The organism is Pseudoalteromonas sp. 2CM37A, from assembly GCF_023161885.1.
In the GTDB taxonomy this organism is placed as follows: domain Bacteria; phylum Pseudomonadota; class Gammaproteobacteria; order Enterobacterales; family Alteromonadaceae; genus Pseudoalteromonas; species Pseudoalteromonas atlantica.
The window spans coordinates 106,930-126,261 of sequence record NZ_JALNTJ010000006.1 but is presented as its reverse complement, the minus strand read 5'-3'; the positions used below and the strand labels follow the sequence as shown (position 1 = coordinate 126,261).

Annotated in this window: 17 protein-coding genes; 11 read left to right on the top strand and 6 right to left on the bottom strand. The window is 41.8% G+C overall.

What is annotated here, in order from left to right; all coding sequences use genetic code 11:
- Window positions 1-32 precede the first annotated feature (32 nt).
- Both grxC and MTF68_RS14920 read right to left on the bottom strand, forming a co-directional pair.
- Window positions 33-290 carry a glutaredoxin 3 gene (grxC, locus tag MTF68_RS14925; protein WP_004588615.1) on the bottom strand — a complete coding sequence of 86 codons (258 nt, stop codon included), beginning with the start codon at window positions 288-290 and terminating at the stop codon, window positions 33-35.
- Between the two features lie 31 nt (window positions 291-321).
- A complete protein-coding gene (locus MTF68_RS14920) occupies window positions 322-753 on the bottom strand; it encodes a rhodanese-like domain-containing protein (protein ID WP_004588616.1) in 432 nt (143 codons plus the stop codon).
- A 578-nt stretch (window positions 754-1,331) separates the two neighbouring features.
- On the opposite strand from MTF68_RS14920, the gene gpmM reads away from it, so the two are divergent.
- The 4 genes from gpmM to MTF68_RS14900 all read left to right on the top strand — a co-directional run bounded on the left by gpmM (window position 1,332) and on the right by MTF68_RS14900 (window position 6,280).
- The gene (gene gpmM / locus MTF68_RS14915; RefSeq protein ID WP_004588617.1) at window positions 1,332-2,876 is read left to right on the top strand and encodes a 2,3-bisphosphoglycerate-independent phosphoglycerate mutase; all 1,545 of its coding nucleotides are present in this window, start codon (window positions 1,332-1,334) and stop codon (window positions 2,874-2,876) included.
- A 3-nt stretch (window positions 2,877-2,879) separates the two neighbouring features.
- The gene (locus tag MTF68_RS14910) at window positions 2,880-4,019 is read left to right on the top strand and encodes a peptidoglycan DD-metalloendopeptidase family protein (RefSeq protein ID WP_096740206.1); all 1,140 of its coding nucleotides are present in this window, start codon (window positions 2,880-2,882) and stop codon (window positions 4,017-4,019) included.
- Between the two features lie 36 nt (window positions 4,020-4,055).
- Window positions 4,056-5,321 carry a S41 family peptidase gene (locus MTF68_RS14905; RefSeq protein WP_121638023.1) on the top strand — a complete coding sequence of 422 codons (1,266 nt, stop codon included), beginning with the start codon at window positions 4,056-4,058 and terminating at the stop codon, window positions 5,319-5,321.
- A gap of 197 nt (window positions 5,322-5,518) precedes the next feature.
- Window positions 5,519-6,280 carry a divergent polysaccharide deacetylase family protein gene (locus tag MTF68_RS14900; protein WP_248462932.1) on the top strand — a complete coding sequence of 254 codons (762 nt, stop codon included), beginning with the start codon at window positions 5,519-5,521 and terminating at the stop codon, window positions 6,278-6,280.
- Window positions 6,281-6,433: 153 nt separating this feature from the next.
- Here the strand turns inward: MTF68_RS14900 and rpoH are convergent, their stop codons facing one another.
- The 4 genes from rpoH to ftsY form a co-directional block, all read right to left on the bottom strand.
- Entirely contained in the window at window positions 6,434-7,297 is an 864-nt protein-coding gene (rpoH, locus tag MTF68_RS14895) for an RNA polymerase sigma factor RpoH (RefSeq protein WP_004588621.1), read from the bottom strand.
- Window positions 7,298-7,557: 260 nt separating this feature from the next.
- Window positions 7,558-8,544: a permease-like cell division protein FtsX gene (gene ftsX, locus MTF68_RS14890; protein ID WP_004588622.1), complete on the bottom strand. Its 987-nt coding sequence runs from the start codon at window positions 8,542-8,544 to the stop codon at window positions 7,558-7,560.
- Window positions 8,541-9,218: a cell division ATP-binding protein FtsE gene (ftsE, locus tag MTF68_RS14885; RefSeq protein ID WP_004588623.1), complete on the bottom strand. Its 678-nt coding sequence runs from the start codon at window positions 9,216-9,218 to the stop codon at window positions 8,541-8,543. The genes ftsX and ftsE overlap by 4 nt, the downstream gene beginning before the upstream one ends.
- 233 nt (window positions 9,219-9,451) lie before the next feature.
- The gene (gene ftsY / locus MTF68_RS14880) at window positions 9,452-11,380 is read right to left on the bottom strand and encodes a signal recognition particle-docking protein FtsY (RefSeq protein WP_248462931.1); all 1,929 of its coding nucleotides are present in this window, start codon (window positions 11,378-11,380) and stop codon (window positions 9,452-9,454) included.
- A 207-nt stretch (window positions 11,381-11,587) separates the two neighbouring features.
- On the opposite strand from ftsY, the gene rsmD reads away from it, so the two are divergent.
- From rsmD to dusB, 7 genes are all read left to right on the top strand, one after another.
- Window positions 11,588-12,193: a 16S rRNA (guanine(966)-N(2))-methyltransferase RsmD gene (gene rsmD, locus MTF68_RS14875; protein WP_004588625.1), complete on the top strand. Its 606-nt coding sequence runs from the start codon at window positions 11,588-11,590 to the stop codon at window positions 12,191-12,193.
- Window positions 12,194-12,338: 145 nt separating this feature from the next.
- Entirely contained in the window at window positions 12,339-12,554 is a 216-nt protein-coding gene (gene rpsU, locus MTF68_RS14870) for a 30S ribosomal protein S21 (protein WP_002957797.1), read from the top strand.
- 20 nt (window positions 12,555-12,574) lie between these two features.
- The gene (locus MTF68_RS14865) at window positions 12,575-13,021 is read left to right on the top strand and encodes a GatB/YqeY domain-containing protein (RefSeq protein ID WP_004588626.1); all 447 of its coding nucleotides are present in this window, start codon (window positions 12,575-12,577) and stop codon (window positions 13,019-13,021) included.
- A gap of 372 nt (window positions 13,022-13,393) precedes the next feature.
- The gene (gene dnaG / locus MTF68_RS14860; RefSeq protein ID WP_004588627.1) at window positions 13,394-15,145 is read left to right on the top strand and encodes a DNA primase; all 1,752 of its coding nucleotides are present in this window, start codon (window positions 13,394-13,396) and stop codon (window positions 15,143-15,145) included.
- A gap of 124 nt (window positions 15,146-15,269) precedes the next feature.
- A complete protein-coding gene (gene rpoD, locus MTF68_RS14855) occupies window positions 15,270-17,117 on the top strand; it encodes an RNA polymerase sigma factor RpoD (RefSeq protein ID WP_054983281.1) in 1,848 nt (615 codons plus the stop codon).
- A gap of 66 nt (window positions 17,118-17,183) precedes the next feature.
- Window positions 17,184-18,065, top strand: a complete 882-nt coding sequence (prmA, locus tag MTF68_RS14850; RefSeq protein ID WP_121638027.1) for a 50S ribosomal protein L11 methyltransferase — start codon at window positions 17,184-17,186, stop codon at window positions 18,063-18,065.
- Window positions 18,066-18,347: 282 nt separating this feature from the next.
- The gene (gene dusB / locus MTF68_RS14845; protein ID WP_004588630.1) at window positions 18,348-19,319 is read left to right on the top strand and encodes a tRNA dihydrouridine synthase DusB; all 972 of its coding nucleotides are present in this window, start codon (window positions 18,348-18,350) and stop codon (window positions 19,317-19,319) included.
- Window positions 19,320-19,332: the final 13 nt, after the last annotated feature.

Here is a 19,332-nt window from a genome sequence, read left to right as displayed (position 1 = left end):
TGCTTCCTACGTGTTAGTTTTTATAATTAAAATTAAGCATTTAGCTTAGCGTCAAGTTTACCTTGCGCTTCAATAGCCATCATGTCGTCGCAGCCACCGATATGTTCATCATTAATAAAAATTTGCGGTACTGTGCTTGCACCACCTGCTTTAGCAATCATTTCATCGCGAAGCTCTGGTTGAACACCAATATCAATATTTGTGTACTCAACGCCTTTACTGTTTAAAAGTGCAAGAGCACGTTGGCAAAATGGACAGTACGCTTTGGTGTATAAAACAACATTACTCATAATAAATCCTCTATCGGTACTACTAAACTGATTAGCGACCTGTTGTAGTTGGAAGGCTGGCAGATTGCCACGACCCCATACCACCTGATAATACATAAACCGATTCAAAGCCTGCTTTATGCATTGCATTAGCAATACCTTGAGCAGTCATGCCTGTGGCACATACTAGTATAATGGGTTTGCTCTTGTGCTTTTCAAGGCTTGAAAAGTCAGATTGTTTTGCTTTTTCAGGGCTTAAGTGTTCAGCACCCGCAATACGACCTGCGTTAAATTCTTTTTGAGCACGAATATCAACTACTTTGCCATCTTCACGATTAATAAGAAGTGTTAATTGCTGTGGGTTTATTTCTCTCACTGCTGAAAACTTGCTCTTTATCCAGCCGCTTACAATAAGGAATACAAGACCAACCCAAGCTAGGCTTAAAATAGGATGATTTGTAATAAATTCAATATATTGATCCATTCTACTTCCACTATGAAATTATGTTCTAAACCTAGAGCGTGTTGGCCTTTGTGGATTGAAATTCACTCAATCTAGGGGCGATTAAATCGCGGCGCGAGATTTGTAACCTAGTGGGCTAAGTAAAAACCGAGCAAAGCTTCCGCGTCCTGCTCACGCCCCTTACCTACATCCCTGTAGGCAACAAAAGGTAATAGCCCCTAGAAAGAACCCAATGGGCAGCGCATGTTTGGTATTTATGCTACGTTATCGCCTATTTATGGGGAGTAACCACACTTCATAGACTCTGCCTTACCTAAAAACCAAACATACTGCTGCAAATTCAGCCACCAAAGTGCAACACGCCCTAATATTCTAGGTATTTTGTACTTTAGCCACGCAAGTATACCCAAACCAAGTTAAAATGCGAGTTTGCTGCGCTTTAAAAACTCATAAAGCACCCCATATATGAAAGTAAGTAAAAAATTTAATATCTTGTTCTCAGTGCTGATTCTGGCGCTAAAACACGGTATGCTAAAACTAACCAGATAACCTTTCGGCGCACAGTACCCATCAACAGGTGCTAATTTTCAGGAGCTATTATGACAGAGCATAAAAAACCACTGGTATTAATGATTTTAGACGGTTGGGGATACCGCGAAGATGAGCAAAGCAATGCGATTCTTGCAGCCAACACCCCCGTTTTAGACAACCTATGGGCAACCCGTCCACGCACATTAATTTCAGGCTCAGGTTTAGATGTAGGCTTACCTGAAGGGCAAATGGGTAACTCAGAAGTAGGCCATGTAAATTTAGGTGCTGGTCGTGTTGTTTATCAAGACTTTACTCGCATTACCAAAGCAATCAACGATGGCGAATTTGACTCAACTCCTGCACTTGTTGAAAACATCGATAAAGCAGTCGCTGCAGGCAAAGCCGTGCATATTATGGGTTTATTAAGCCCAGGTGGTGTTCACAGCCACGAAGATCATATTGTCGCAAGTATTCAATTAGCCGCTAAACGCGGTGCAAAAGAAGTATATTTTCATGGCTTTTTAGATGGCCGTGATACACCACCACGCAGTGCTAAAGCATCAATAGAGCGTATAGAAGCCTTATTTGCCGAGCTAAATTGTGGCCGCTTAGCGTCTCTTGTGGGCCGTTATTACGCCATGGACAGAGACAACCGTTGGAACCGTGTAGAAAAAGCCTACAATGTAATGGCATTAGGTGAAGGCGAATTTAATTATGCTGATGGTGTATCGGCATTAGAAGCCGCCTATGAGCGCGACGAAAACGATGAATTTGTAGCTCCAACCACCATCACGCCACAAGGCACTGAAGCAGCACAAATTAATGATGGCGACACTATCATCTTTGCTAATTTTAGAGCCGACCGTGCCCGTGAAATCACCCGTGCCTTTGTAGAGCCAGGCTTCGATGGGTTCGAAAAGAAAAAATCACCACAGTTAAGCGCATTTGTAATGATGACAGAATACTCAGCCGATATTGATGCCCCTGTCGCATTTGGCCCTACGCCACTGGTAAACGTATTAGGTGAATGGCTTGAAAAAAATGGCAAAACGCAGCTACGTATTTCTGAAACAGAAAAATACGCTCATGTTACGTTTTTCTTTAGTGGCGGACGCGAAGATGAATTTGAAGGCGAATCACGCGAATTAATTCCTTCTCCACAGGTTGCCACTTACGACCTTCAGCCAGAAATGAATTCTGAAATGCTAACCGACAAACTTATTGAAGCCATTAAAAGCGGTAAGTTTGATGCCATTATTTGTAATTACCCGAATGGCGATATGGTGGGTCACTCTGGTGTGTTTGAAGCCGCGGTTAAAGCCTGTGAAGCAGTTGATGCATGTATAGGCCGCGTGGTAGAAGCGCTAGATGAGTTTGGCGGTGAAGCACTTATCACAGCCGATCACGGTAATGCAGAGCAAATGGCAAATACTGCCACGGGCCAAGCTCATACCGCTCACACTAGCGAGCCAGTGCCATTTATTTATGTAGGACGCGATGCAACGCCAAGTGAAGGCAAAGCATTAAGTGATGTAGCACCTACTATGCTACACCTCATGGGCATGGAGCAACCAAGCGAAATGACCGGTACGCCAATCATGACGTTGAAATAACACATGAGCAAACCAGTAAATTGGTTTAGTGTTTATACATTTGTATTGGTTTCGTTAGTGGTTGCACCTGCAACCGCTAACGAAAACCGCACTAAAAAAGACCTATCTGAAGTGCAATCTGCATTAGAACAAAGCCAAGCAGAGTACAACGCACAGCGAAAAAAAATTGCCGCACTGCAAAAAAACTTAAAAAAACACGAGCTAGAAATAGCTAAAAATGCCAAAGCCCTCAATATGGCTGAGCAATCAGTAAAAGAAACAGAGCAAAAACAACAAGCCCAGCAACAAAAAGCACAGCAATTAAAAGCGCAACACGCGCAATTTCAAGCCATTTTAGCGGCCCAGCTAAAAAGTGCTTACATGGCTGGGGGCGACGACTACCCCAAAATGCTTTTAAACCAGCAAGACACAGCTAAATTTGAGCGTACCTTAAGCTATTACAACTATTTAAATAAAGCGCGCATAGAGCAAATTGAAGAGCTTAAAGTACTACAACAACAAATTGCAGAAAACCAAGCTGCACTTGCCAAAACCAAACAAAAATTAGCCGCCTTATTTGAAGAACAAAAAAGACGCCAAAGCGCGCTAGTAAATGCCCAAAGCGAGCGCCAAACTAATCTTAAAAACTTACAAGCACAGCTCAATAGCACTAAAAGCTCGATTAATTACTTAAAAGACAACGAGCAAACATTAATCACCACCATTGAAGAACTTGAGCAAGAGAAGACTCAAAAAATTGAATTACTCGGCCTTAATAAAAGTAAAGGCAAGCTTAATTGGCCCAGCAAAGGAAAGTTAAAACACACATTTGGTCAGCGCAAACATGGCGGCATAGACTGGAAAGGCGTGTTAATTGGTGCAAAAGAAGGCACTAATGTAAACAGTATTAATAATGGCCAAGTTGTTTTTGCTGATTGGCTTAAAGGCTTTGGCTGGGTTATTGTGGTTGATCATGGTGAGGGCTTTATGAGCCTATACGGCCATGCGCAAACATTATTAAAAGATGTGGGCGACATGGTTCGAGAAGGCGAAACGCTGGCATTAGTAGGTCAAAGCGGCGGACAATCGAGTTCTGGTCTATACTTTGAAATACGCCACAAAGGACGCGCAGTAAATCCTGTTAAATGGTGCAGACGTATTTAAGTGAATAAAACAGCTGCACCGCATTAGGAGCAGCTGATGACTCAAAAAATACCACAAACACGCTCATTTCCCTCTTCCCGTACGCGCTATTCGTTTTTATTGTGCGCATTAACCTGTATTGCTATTTTTTGTTTTAGCAATTCATTACTTGCCAGCTCAGTTAAAGATCTTAAAAGTCAGCAAATTTCTGAAATACTCTTCAACATTAAAGCCTATTATGTTGATGACTTATCACTGACAAAAGGTGCACAGGGTGCCTTTAATAATCAGCAAGTAGAAATTTTACTCGACCAGCTAGACCCGTATTCTAAATACCTCAATGAAAATGACTTAGACGCTTTATTTAATAATACAAATGGCCATTACACTGGCGTGGGCATTGAAGTGAAAGACATTGACAGTGACATTACTATTGTTGGTGTTGTTAAAAACTCCCCAGCCAAAAAGGCCGGTATTTTAGCGGGCGATATTATTGTTAGTGTTAATGATATAAACACGCAAACAGGTAGCTTAGAGCAAGTAGCTGCGTTGATAAAAGATACCCGCTTTAACGCGGTTAAACTAACAATAAAGCGCGCAGGGCAGCAGCAACCAATTAGCTTTGCGGTAAACCGCAAAGAAATAAACTTAGAAAGCGCCACTAGCCAATTACTCGACTCAGGCACTGGGTATTTAGCCATAAATAATTTTTCTAATCACACCTTACATGAAGTGGCGCTGCAGGTAGCTGCACTTAAAAATGATTATCGCACGCCCCTTAAAGGGTTAGTTATTGATTTACGTGACAACCCAGGTGGTACTTTACAAAGCGCAGTGGCGGTAGCGGATCTATTTTTACAAAGCGGCACTATCGTCACCACTAAAGGGCGCTATTACGACGCTAACCAAGCCTACTACGCTAAACGAGGCGACATACTTAAAGGCTTGCCTATTGTGGTGCTTATTAATGAAAATTCGGCCTCTGCGGCTGAAATACTCGCCGCTGCTTTAAAAGATAATAAGCGTGCTACAGTGGTTGGTAATCAGTCTTATGGCAAAGGATCGGTGCAATCTTTGATCCCACTTGGTGATGGTAATACAGCGCTAAAATTAACAACTGCTAAGTACTTTACACCTGCGGGCGTATCGATTGAAGGCGTAGGCGTTACCCCCGATGTAGCAATTGCGCAAGCAACCCTTCCACAATCAAATAAAGCCGTTATAATAAAAAATGAGCAGAACAAAAATGCACCACAATTTGAACATGAAATACTGGGCGACTTACAGTTAGTAAAAGCTAAGCAATTACTTAGCATGCAATAGTAAATAATCTGAACTCTAGGTAAGCGATTTAATAACAGAATAAATATTAACACTATTAGATTCTGCTATTCTCTAGCTATAAGTTTTAAGTAAATTCAACGCAGTTAGCGCTAAAAATAGCTGCTGAGATAGCTTTATTACCCGGCGCTGAGATTAAATACTCTTAATAAATTAAAAAGATAATAAAAACTATAAACGTGAAAATAATAAAATGGCTGTTGTTGGCTATCTGCTTTGTATCTAGCACTACTTGGGCAAAGCAAATAGCCATCGTAATTGATGATATTGGCTATCATCAGCGAGATTTAGAATTTCTTTCCTTACCAGGGCAATTGTCGTATTCAATTTTGCCCCACACACCCTACTCTCAAATTTTTGCCACACTTGCCAGCCAAGCAAATAAAGAGCTTTTATTGCATGTACCTATGCAAGCCTTAAACGGTAAAGCACTCGGCCCTGGCGGGCTCACCGTAAATATGGATAAAGAACAGCTACAAAAAACTTTAGGCACTGCACTGGCAAGCTTACCGCAAGTAAAAGGGGTTAATAACCATATGGGGTCGGCACTCACTCAACAAAGCCAAGCCATGGAGTGGACTATGGAAGTTCTTAAAAAACGTAATTTATTCTTTTTAGATAGCCGTACTACCGACTTAAGCCAAGCGCAAAATGCGGCAAATTTTATCGGGGTTGAAAATATTGGCCGCCATGTGTTTTTAGACAATATAACCACGCATGAGCAACTGCAGCAAAGGCTGGATGAGCTAAAATATAAAGCGACTAAACACCACTTTGCCATAGCGATTGCCCACCCCTACCCAGAAACCATCGACTTTTTACGCCAAGCGCTACCTAAGCTCACCGAGCAAGGCTTTGAGTTAGTTCCGGTATCGCAACTAGTGCATAAAAAATACATACAATTAGCACAGGCGCAAGGTAAAGGGATCAACGCTAGGTAGCTTTAAGCGGTATTTTAAGTATATTTAAGCCATACAACTAAGCTAATAAAAGCAATATTAATAGCTAAAACGTTGATTAAAATACTTATAGCCACAAAGCAAAAGCCCCGCATATTAATGCAGGGCTTTTTAAGTTTTACATTTTTTGCGCTATTAGCTCATAGCACTTTGCAGCTTTTTCATCGCTGTTTTTTCTAGCTGGCGAACACGCTCAGCAGATACACTGTATTTTTCAGCAAGCTCTTGTAGTGTTGCTTTGTCATCAGACAACCAGCGTGCACTTACAATGTCTTGTGAGCGTTCATCTAGCGTTTTAAGCGCGCTAAATAAACGAGTATGTGACTGCTCTTGCCATTGTTGCTGCTCAATATCGTCAGCTAAATCAGCTGAGCCGTCTGTTAAATATTGTACTGGTGAATATGTACTTGTTGGTGCGTCGTCGTTATCGTCGCCCGTTAAGTCAAAGCCCATGTCTTGGCCGCTCATACGCGATTCCATTTCACGAACTTCTTTTTCACTCACACCTAGCTCATTCGCTACAGTGCTTACTTCAGCTTGGTTAAACCAACCTAAACGTTTTTTGTTTTTACGAAGATTAAAAAACAATTTACGTTGCGCTTTAGTGGTCGCAACTTTTACGATGCGCCAGTTTTTGAGCACAAACTCATGAATTTCTGCTTTAATCCAATGAACAGCGAAAGACACTAAACGTACACCCACACTCGGGTCGAAACGCTTAACCGCTTTCATCAGGCCTATATTGCCCTCTTGGATTAAGTCGGCTTGCGGTAAACCATAACCCGAGTAGCTTTTAGCAATATGTGCTACAAAGCGTAAATGCGACATAATGAGTTGCTTTGCAGCACTAAGATCGCCTTCTTCTTGAAGTCGTGTTGCTAGCTCTTTCTCTTGCTCAGCTTTAAGCATAGGAATTGTGCTAACCGCTTGAAGGTAGCCGTCCATACTTGCGCTTTGTTGCCCAACTGTAAGTGCCATTGCGTATAAATCTTTACTCATTTTTCACCTCGGTGATAAACATTTGAAACCATCTTAGCACTCTTTCTCTAAGAGTGCTAACCCCAATTTAAAACTTTTTTTAAGCGTAAATCAAGCGGTTTTTTAGTGTATGTTAAGTCTACTACATGCGACTGAATAAGTGATGAACTAAGGGATTGCAAGAGATTAGCGCAAGCGTAACAGCGCATTTACAACTAATCTCATTTGAGGATGATAATATACAAACATGACATTTTTGAGTCAGCCATTAGCAGCCGTACTTATACTTTATCAGGCTCAATTTCTTTAATATATCGGTTAACCGATAAGTAAGAACCAATAAAGCCTAAGCTGGTTGCTAGTAATACTAATGCGCCAAACTCATTAAGCGTTAAACCAATTAACGAAAAGCTTGTTTGATACACGCCTGCAACGCTGCTTACTGCGCTAGTTAACCACCACATCATTAAGGCAATACAAATAAATGCAAACAAGCCCCCTATAACGCCATACCAAATGCCGGTCCACAAAAACGGAGCGTGTATAAACGTATTGGTAGCACCTACTAACTTCATTACTTGTATTTCTTCTTTTTTATCCATAATCGATAAACGAATCGTATTACCAATAATAAGCGTGACAGAGGTAAGAAGTAATAAAGCAATTGTGATAACGCTTTCTTTTAATAAGTCTAATAATGCATTTAGGCGCTCAAGCCAAGCAATATCAAGCTTACCAAAATCTACTTCGCGCTCGTTCTCAAGCTTTGTAAGCAGCGCTTTAGCCGCATTAGGCTGGCGATGCCGCTTAGTAGGTGTCACTAATACAACATCGGGTAGCGGGTTGCTATCTAGGTACTCTAAAGCTTGCCCAAACCCCGACACATCTTTAAATTCAGTTAATGCTTGCTGCTTAGAAATAAATTCAACACTTTCTACCTCGGCGTAAAGTGCTAAACGCTTTACTAAGGTTTGTGTTTCTTGCTCGCTCATACTTTCTTTTACAAAAAGCGATATTTCACTGGCTTCTTCAAACCCGCTACTGACTTGCTGTACATTTTTTACGACTAAATAAAGCGTTGCAGGCAATGTTAAACTTAGGCCAAGTACCGCAATTGTCATTAATGATGCAAGTGGCGTACGCCACATTTCACCTAAACTGTGCACCCCTTGGCGAAAAATATTAATAATAAAAAAATAACCGCCAGCTATGGCTGATTTTTTTTGTTTGTCGTTTGAGTTTTGGCGTCCTTTAAATAACAAGCTCACAGCGTGCCCTCCGCAAGTGGGTCTTCAAGCATACGGCCATCTTTTAAAGTCAGGCTACGGTATTTTAAACGCGACACCAGACCAAGGTCGTGTGTTGCTATAAGTACTGTCGTACCATGTTTATTAAAATCTTCAAATAGCCTTAATATTTCCATAGAGAGCTCGGGGTCAAGGTTACCCGTTGGTTCATCAGCTAATAAAATAGGCGGAGAATTTACAATCGCTCTGGCAATACCTACGCGTTGCTGCTCACCACCAGAGAGTGTAGAAGGATGGCATTTAACTTTATCTAACAGCCCTACTTTATCTAGCGCACCATGAACTCGTTTAGCGATTTGTTTATGATGAGTGCCTTCAATAATCAACGGCAGTGCAACGTTATCAAACACAGTGTAACGCTCTAACAATCGATGATTTTGAAAAATAATACCAATATCGCGGCGCGCATAAGGAATTTGCCGAGAATTAACTTTATTTAAATCAACACCATTAATTAGCACGTTGCCTGCAGAGGGGCGCTCCATTAAGCTAATGAGCTTTAATAAGGTACTTTTACCCGCACCACTGTGGCCTGTTAAAAAAGCCAGTTCGCCAGGCTTAATATGAAATGTAACTTTTTCGAGAGCGCGATGCCCACCCGGATAGGTTTTACTTACTTGCTGAAAATTTATCATTTTTTATTATGCCAGTCCCAAATTAGTAAAATGGAATTCCTTAGCTAGGGCCTGTTGACCTTTCAGGATTGAAATTTGCTCTACCTAGAGGCTATTTAATCGCGGCGCAAGGTTTATAGCCCAGAGGACTAAGTAAAAACCGAGCAATAAAAAGTAAATAGCCCAAAGGGCAGCGCATGTTTAATCTCAAAAGATAAACAGACCAAAAAAGGGAGCAAGCTCCCTTTTATGTATTAAGCGTCATCCTCATCTTGGCTAAATAAAGCGTCAATAAAGTCATCGCTTTTAAATGCGCGTAAATCATCAATACCTTCGCCAACACCAATGTAACGAATAGGAATATTAAACTTATCTGCAACCGCAAATATAACCCCACCTTTAGCAGTACCATCAAGTTTTGAGAGGGTAATACCGGTTAAACCAACACATTGATTAAATAAGTTTACTTGGCTAATTGCATTTTGACCTGTACCCGCATCAATGGTTAGCATAACTTCATGCGGTGCATCGGGGTCAATTTTCTTCATTACGCGGGCTATTTTTTCAAGCTCTTGCATTAAGTTGTCTTTATTTTGCAAGCGCCCTGCTGTATCGGCAATTAATACATCTACATTACGCGCTTTAGCGGCTTGAAATGCATCAAACACCACCGAGGCACTATCTGCACCAGTGTGCTGGGCAATAACAGGAATGCTGTTACGCTCGCCCCACACTTGCAGCTGCTCTACGGCTGCTGCACGAAAGGTATCACCTGCGGCCAACATAACCGACTTACCTTCATTTTGAAATTGCTTAGCTAACTTACCAATGGTTGTCGTTTTACCTACGCCGTTTACACCGACCATTAATATAACAAATGGTTTTTTATCAGCACGTATCTCAAGCGGTTGCTCAGCTGTTTTAAGCATTGCGGCCATTTCTTGCTTCATTAAGTCATAAAGCGCATCGCCATCTTTAAGCTGCTTGCGATCTGCGGCATCAGTAAGGCTATCAATCAGCTTCATGGTGGTATCAACACCTAAATCGGCGGTAAGAAGCTGTGTTTCTAAATCTTCAAATAAATCATCGTCTATTTTTTTACCACTAAAAATAGATGCAAAGCCAGAGCCTATATTTACACGGGTTTTTAATAACCCTTTTTTAAGACGTGAAAAAAAGCCTTCTTTTTTAGGCTTTTCGGCAAGTTTAGCTTCTTCTTTTGCAAGCTCTGCCGTAATGCGCTCTTGCTCTAAACGATCAGCTTCGGCCTCTGCTGCAATACGCTCTTGTTCTAAGCGCTCAGCTTCTGCTTGCTCGGCGGCAATTCGCTGTTGCTCTAAACGCTCGGCCTCTGCTGCAATACGCTCTTGCTCTACACGTTCAGCTTCTGCTTGCTCTGCGGCAATTCGTTGTTGCTCTAAACGCTCAGCTTCTGCTTGCTCTGCGGCAATTCGTTGTTGCTCTAAACGCTCAGCTTCTGCTTGCTCTGCGGCAATACGCTCTTGCTCTACACGTTCAGCTTCTGCTTGCTCTGCGGCAATACGCTCTTGTTCTAAGCGATCAGCTTCTGCTTTTTCTGCAGCAATACGTTCTTGCTCTGCACGTTCAGCTTCTGCCTGTTCTTGTGTAATACGCTCTTGTTCTAAACGCTCAGCTTCTGCTTTTTCTGCTGCAACACGCTCTTGCTCTAAACGCATTTGCGCTTCTTGCTCTGCTAAACGAGCGGCTTGTGCTTGTTGTTGTACCTGTGCTTCAGCTTGCTCTTTCGCAAGCAACTCAGCGTTGGCTTTTTCAATTGCTAATTTTTCATCTTGCTCAGCTTGCTCACGCTCTGTGTCTAAACGTTGTTGCTCAGCTCGCTGTGCAGCCATGCGCTCTTGCTCTAAACGCATTTGCGCTTCTTGCTCAGCTAAACGTGCAGCTTGTGCTTGTTGTTGCGCCTGTGCTTCGGCTTGCTCTTTTGCAAGCAACTCTGCATTAGCCTTTTCAATTGCTAAACGCTCTGCTTGTGCTTTTTCAGCAGCAATACGCGCTTGTTCTTCACGCTCTGCTTCGGCCTTTTCTGCCGCTAAGCGCTCAGCCTCTTGTTGCTGAGCTAATGCCTGTTGTTTATCAGCTTCTGCTTGTTTTTTATCTGACTTACCAAAACCGAGCCAAGACATGAATTTACTTTTTTTTGCCATACTTGCTAATAACCACTTATAAAAATCTGATAAACTAAAATTTGAAATAGCTTGGTGTGGCTCAGCAAAGCGTGCCGGCCAAACAACCGTTCAAAACGTAAGTGCTAAATAGTAACACTTTTAATGCGGTTGAAAAATGAAGCTAAACGTAAACTACGCACAATATTATCTGAGCTAGATCCCTTATACCATTTTTTAGTGACCTAAATGAGAAAAAAAACAACGAAAAATAAAGCAATTAGCAAATCTACTGACGGCTTTATTAGAGTAATTAGCGGGCAATTTCGTGGCCGTAAACTGCCGGTAAAAAATGTAGAAGGGCTACGCCCAACAACAGACCGCATTAAAGAAACCGTGTTTAATTGGTTAATGCAAGATACGCGCGATGCAACAGTACTCGATTGCTTTGCAGGCTCTGGCGGGCTTGGCTTTGAGGCGCTTTCTCGGTTTGCTAAAAGCACCACGTTTATCGAACTAGATGCCTCGGCTGCTAAGCAAATTGAGCAAAATATTAGTACCTTAAAGCTTGAAAATGCACAGGTAAAACACACTAATTCACTCTCATATTTAGAGCAAAAGAATACAAATTCACCATTTAATTTAGTTTTTGTTGACCCACCATTTCGTAAAAACTTAGCGCAAAGTAGCTGTGATTTATTAGAAAATAACCAATGGCTTAGCGAAGACGCGCTCATTTATGTTGAGGTAGAAACCGAACTAAGCAGCTTTTCACAACCAGATAACTGGCTGTTAATTAAAGAAAAAAAAGCAGGGCAAGTATTCTGCAGGCTATACCAACGCCAGCCAAATTAACACTATTTAAGCCGCTGCATTTCTGTTAATATTATCCTTTACATGTGGTGTTGCTTCGGATTACAATACCGCACCATTTTTGAACCACTTGATCAATGTTTGATCAACTTGAGCAACGCTCATAATTTAGGTAGGTGAATTTTTAATGCCAGTAATTAAAGTAAGAGAGAACGAACCGTTTGACGTAGCACTTCGTCGCTTCAAGCGTTCATGTGAAAAAGCAGGTATCCTTTCAGAAGTTCGTCGTCGCGAGCACTATGAAAAGCCAACAGCTGAGCGTAAGCGTAAAAAAGCTGCAGCGGTTAAGCGTCACATGAAGAAGCTTTCTCGCGATAACGCACGTCGCGTTAAATTATACTAATAGTATTAGGTCTTGTATAAATGAGCCTTTTAATAACGCTAAAAGATGCGCAAAAAGATGCGATGAGAGCGAAAGACAAACAACGTCTTAACCCTATTCGCATGGTGCTTGCCGCAATCAAGCAACGTGAGATTGACGAGCAAATAACACTAGACGACGCAGGTATTACCTCCGTTATAGTGAAGCTTGTTAAACAACGTCGTGATTCTTACACTCAGTACAAAGATGCTGGGCGTGAAGATTTAGCCGAAATTGAAGCCAATGAGATCGCAGCACTAGAAACTTTTTTACCTCAACAATTGAGTGAAGAAGAAATAGTTGCCCTTATTGATGCGGCTATTGCTGATACTAATGCAGCAGGTATGCAAGACATGGGTAAAGTAATGGGCATAATCAAAAGCAAAGCCGAAGGACGTGCCGATATGGGCAAGCTTTCTGGTTTAATTAAGCAACGATTAACAGCCTAATACTCCCACATACACAAAGTATGATTAAAGCAAACCGAGCCTAGTGCTCGGTTTCTTCGTTTAAGTAGACAAACAAAACGCTTTTAAGTAATGCTCGTGCATGTAATTAAGTGATTTATTGTGTAGCTACAAAAGCACATCGAAGGCTAGGTAAAATGGGTTATTTAGGGCTATCACTTACTGCGCCTGCACTGCTCTACCTTCAATATCCTAGCTTTGCACGCTGTTAGCGTCAGGTTTAGCACCTAAAAATGATTAAGTATTATTGCCCATGGATATAATGTAGCTTTTTAGCTTACCAATACCCCTTTTATAAATGCGCGCATTGTGTTGAAATTACACCTCACCAATTGTTAGGACTACTTACAAAACATGGCTGGAAAGATCCCACGAAATTTTATTGACGATTTACTCGCCAGAACAGATATTGTAGAGCTAATAGACTCTAAAGTTGGTCTTAAAAAAGCAGGTAAAGACTACCAAGCTTGCTGCCCTTTCCATAACGAAAAATCTCCCTCGTTTACTGTTTCTCAAGATAAACAGTTTTACCACTGCTTTGGCTGTGGTGCTAATGGCAACGCTATTTCGTTTGTTATGGAATACGACAAGCTTGAATTTGTTGATGCCATAGAAGAGCTCGCAAGCCTTTTAAATTTAGACGTACCTCGCGAGAAAGGTACTAGCTCAGCACCTGAGCGCACAGCAGCGCAAAAGCGCTCAGATTACGATTTAATGTTACACACAGCACGCTTTTACCAGCATCAATTAAAGCACCACAGTAACTCTGCTGCGGTGATTGATTATGTAAAAGGGCGTGGTTTAAGTGGCGAAACCGTTAAAAAGTTTATGATTGGTTATGCGCCGAGCGAATGGGAAGCGCTGTGCCAACAACTTGGCCGAACAAAAGAGCAAAAAGAACAGCTGGTCGAGCTTAAGCTCGCCTCAGAAAAAACACCAGGTAGGCAGTTTGATTTTTTCCGCGATCGGTTAATGTTCCCTATTCGTGATAAACGTGGCCGTGTTATCGCCTTTGGCGGGCGTGTAATGCAAGCCGACCAAGGGCCAAAATACCTCAACTCACCAGAGACCCGCATTTTTCATAAAGGTTTTGAGCTATATGGCCTTTATGAGGCAAAACAAGCACATAAAAAGCTTGAACATGTACTCATTGTAGAAGGTTACATGGATGTAGTTGCACTTGCAGAGCAAGGTATTGAATATGCCGTAGCTGCGCTTGGTACCGCAACCACAAGCGAGCATATGCATACGCTATTTAGAACCACCGACAAAGTTATTTGTTGTTACGATGGCGACAGAGCGGGCCGCGACGCTGCATGGCGAGCACTAGAAAATGCCCTGCCCTACTTAAACGATGGCAAAGCATTACACTTTGTATTTTTACCTGACGGCGAAGACCCTGATTCACTGGTTCAGCAAGAAGGTAAAACACAGTTTGAGCAACGCTTAAGCCAAGCAGATGATTTTACCAAAGTGTTATTTAATAAGCTTAGCCAAGAAGTAGACCTAACACTCGACTCAGGCAAAGCTAAGCTGTTGAGTGCCGCTTTGCCGTTGATTGAAAAAATTCCGAGTGAATTTTACCAAGAAAATATTTTAGAGCAGTTAGGGCGATTAATTGGCCGTACGCGTGAGCAACTAAATAGCCGCTTAAAAACACCAAAGCAACAACACGCTGTTGAACGAAAATTTAAAATTACCCCAATGCGCCAAGCTATTGGTATTTTAATTCAGCACCCACAGTTAGCTAAAAGTGTGCCCCATTTGCCTGAATTGGCGCAAATGAACATAGCAGGCATTGGTTTGCTACTGCGTTTACAAGAGCGCGCACTGCAAAAAGACAATGCTAACACAGCGGTTTTACTCGAGTCATTTAGAGATTCCGAAGATTACGAACCACTAGTAAAGCTTGCCACATGGCAGCACCAAATTAGTGATGAGCGTTTAGAGACTGTTTTTCAAAATACTTTTAAATTTATTGAAGATCAGTGTTTAAATTATCGACTAGAGACCTTATTAATAAAGGACAAGACACAGGGCTTATCAAGTGATGAAAAACTAGAATGTCATTTACTTATGACAGCGCTAAAAGCGAGTAACAGCTAGTCAGACTTGATTTAAACTGTTATACTGTGCTATTCACTGCGTCACATTATTAAAGTTAGTTAAAAGGCTAACTCTATGATGACGCCTGTTGTATCAACTTATCAGAGTGGAAGAAACAATCTCTATGGATCCAACTCCTCAGTCACAATTAAAACTTCTGATTCAAAAAGGTAAAGAGCAAGGCTATTTAACTTTTGCTGAAGTAAATGATCACCTTCCACAAGACATAATCGACTCAGATCAAGTAGAAGATATCATTAGCATGATTAATGACATGGGTATCAAGGTTAGCGAAAACGCGCCTGATGCTGATGAATTAATGATGCAAGAAACCACGACAGACGAAGACGCAGCAGAAGCTGCTGCTGCAGCCCTTGCAACTGTAGAAAAAGAAATTGGCCGTACAACTGACCCAGTGCGCATGTATATGCGTGAAATGGGTACTGTTGAACTTCTTACACGTGAAGGCGAAATTGTAATCGCTAAGCGCATTGAAGAAGGTATCAACCAGGTACAAATTTCTGTTGCCGAATACCCTGAAGCGATTACTTATCTACTTGAACAGTGGGATAAGTTTGAAGCAGAAGAAATGCGCTTAAGCGACATTATTTCAGGCTTTTTCGACCCTAACGAAGACGAAGCGCAAATCTCAGCAACTCACATTGGCTCTGAATTAAGTGAAGAACAACTTGATGAAGACGATGATGAAGATGACAAAGACAGCGATGACGATGAAGACGAAGAAGAAGTAGATACAGGCCCAGATCCAGAAGAAGCCCGTATTCACTTTGAAAACTTACGTGATTTATACGTTAAAGCTCGCGCTACCTTTGATGAAAAAGGGCGTTCGCACCCAGATTCTCAAGCCGCTATTTTTGAAATTGGCGAGCTTTTCAGAACTTTTAAATTAGTACCAAAACAGTTTGATCGCATGGTTAACAACATGCGTGAAATGATGGATAGAGTGCGTATTCAAGAACGCCTTATCATGAAACAAGCGGTACAAATTGCTAAGCTACCTAAGAAAACGTTTATTAAGCACTTTGCTAATAACGAAACTGACTCAGCGTGGCTAGACCTAGAAATAAATGCTAACGAAAAACATTCAGCTAAACTTGAAGAAGTGAAGCCTGAAATTATTCGTTGCATCCAAAAGCTATGTGTAATTGAAGAAAGCACAGGCTTAAGCATTGAGCGTATTAAAGACATTAACCGTCGTATGAGCATTGGTGAAGCAAAAGCGCGCCGTGCGAAAAAAGAAATGGTTGAAGCTAACTTACGTCTTGTAATCTCAATTGCTAAAAAATACACAAACCGTGGTTTACAGTTCTTAGATTTAATCCAAGAAGGTAACATTGGCTTGATGAAAGCGGTAGATAAGTTTGAATACCGCCGTGGTTATAAGTTCTCGACTTATGCTACGTGGTGGATTCGCCAAGCGATTACCCGCTCAATTGCTGACCAAGCAAGAACAATCCGTATTCCAGTACATATGATAGAAACGATTAATAAACTTAACCGTATCTCTCGTCAAATGTTACAAGAAATGGGTCGTGAGCCAAATCCTGAAGAATTAGCAGAACGCATGATGATGCCTGAGGATAAAATCCGTAAGGTACTTAAAATTGCCAAAGAGCCAATTTCGATGGAAACACCAATCGGTGATGATGAAGATTCGCACTTAGGTGACTTTATCGAAGATACCACTATTGATTCGCCAATCGACTCGGCAACAATGGAATCTCTTCGTGGCGCAACAAACGACGTGCTAGCAGGCCTTACAGCCCGTGAAGCTAAAGTACTTCGTATGCGCTTTGGTATTGATATGAATACCGACCACACCTTAGAAGAAGTAGGTAAACAGTTTGACGTAACACGTGAGCGTATTCGTCAAATAGAAGCGAAAGCACTGCGTAAATTACGCCACCCTTCTCGCTCTGATTTACTAAAAAGCTTTTTAGACGCTAAATAATTTAGCGCTTCATATAAACTAAAAAGGCCGCTGTAGCGGCCTTTTTTCTATTTAAAGGAAACAACCATGGCTTGGATCCAAATCCGTATCAATGCCAATGCTGCTACCGCAGATGCAGTGAGTGACTTATTAATGGAAGCAGGCAGCGCCTCTGTTACTTTTATTGACGCTAAAGACACGCCTATTTATGAGCCTAAAATTGGCACCGTAGAGTTTTGGGCCGATACCACTGTAATTGGTCTATTTGAAGCCAATCATGATATGAACGCGGTAATTGCATTACTTAAGCGTCATGATGAAATTAAAGACACGCTGGTATACAAAATTGAGCAACTAGAAGATAAAGACTGGGAACGTGAGTGGATGGATAACTTTCACCCAATCCAGTTCGGCGAAAAACTGTGGATCTGCCCAAGCTGGCGCGACATTCCAGACCCAGATGCAGTTAATGTACTGCTCGACCCAGGCCTTGCGTTTGGTACGGGTACGCATGCAACAACGGCATTGTGCCTTAAATGGTTAGAAAGCCAAGATTTAAGTGGTAAAACAGTGGTTGATTTTGGTTGTGGCTCGGGAATTTTAGGCATTGCAGCCATTAAACTTGGTGCAGAGCGCATGATAGGTATTGATATTGACCCGCAAGCGCTTGAAGCAAGCTTAGATAACGCACAACGTAATGGCGTAGCCGATAAGCTTGAGGTATACCTACCAGAAAACCAACCTGAGTTTAGTGCTGATATTGTAGTGGCTAATATTTTAGCGCAGCCGCTGCGTGAGCTTCACAGTGTAATTTTGGGATTACTTAAACCGGGTGGCAAAATTGCTATGTCGGGTATATTAGAAGAGCAAGCCCAATCGGTTGCCGATATTTACGCACCGTTTATTGAGCTTGACGATATTGCACTAGAGGGTGATTGGACCCGTGTAAGCGGTACAAAAAATAGCTAACCGCATATATTTATAAATTTAGAGTTTTAACTCAAAACTTGCATGTAAAGCCTGTATTTAACAGGCTTTACTATTTTTTTACAGTTCGAAAATTAGCTCGCATAATTTAACAAAATTATTTTTTGTTTAAATTTCAAACAAATCGACCCACTTGTCATGCGGTTATCAAAAGTCAATACGAAAAGGGCAAAAAAAAGTCACTTTTGTTCAATTTATAGCCTTTGATTTTTCCTAAAAAAACCGTAAACTTAGCGCCCCTTGAAAAGAGGCCTATTGAATACAGTGCGTATCGGTTCATACCAACTTGAGAATAATGTAATAGTCGCGCCAATGGCAGGTATTACAGACAGACCATTTAGACAGCTTTGCCGCCGCTTAGGCGCAGGCTTGGCCGTGTCTGAAATGTTATCGTCAAACCCGAAGGTTTGGAAAACTGAAAAATCGATGAACCGTATGGATCACAGCGGTGAGTCGGGTATACGCGCGGTGCAAATTGCAGGAGCTGATCCTGAGCTTATGGCGCAGGCCGCACAATTCAATGTTGCTAACGGTGCACAGATCATAGATATCAATATGGGGTGCCCAGCAAAAAAAGTGAACAAGAAACTCGCAGGCTCTGCATTATTACAGTTTCCTGAACTTGTGGAAGAGATAGTTGATGCAGTGGTTAACGCTGTTGATATCCCTGTCACACTTAAAATCCGTACAGGATGGGATCAGGACAACCGTAATGGTGTAGAGATTGCGAGAATAGCTGAGCGTTATGGCATTGCGTCACTTGCCGTACATGGGCGTACACGCGCATGTATGTACAAAGGTGAAGCAGAATATGCCACGATTAGGGATATAAAACGCTCAGTGTCGATACCTGTGGTTGCTAATGGTGATATTACATCTCCAGAAAAAGCAAAGCAGGTTTTGGACTATACGGGTGCAGATGCCATCATGATTGGCCGAGCCGCCCAAGGTCGCCCTTGGATATTTAGGGAGATAGACCACTATTTGCGAACTGGAGAACACTTACCACCACCTGCTATTTCAGAGGTGCGAAGTATTTTAATGGAGCATTTAGATAACCTCCATGCGTTTTACGGCGAGCCAATGGGAGCGCGAATCGCTCGCAAACATGTATCTTGGTATTTGCAAACCCATGACAGTGACGGTCAGTTTAGGCGAGTATTTAATGCGCTCGACAACCCACAAGCACAGGTTGACGCATTAACGCAATACTTTAAAACACTAGCAGCTAACTAAGAAAGAAAGAGAT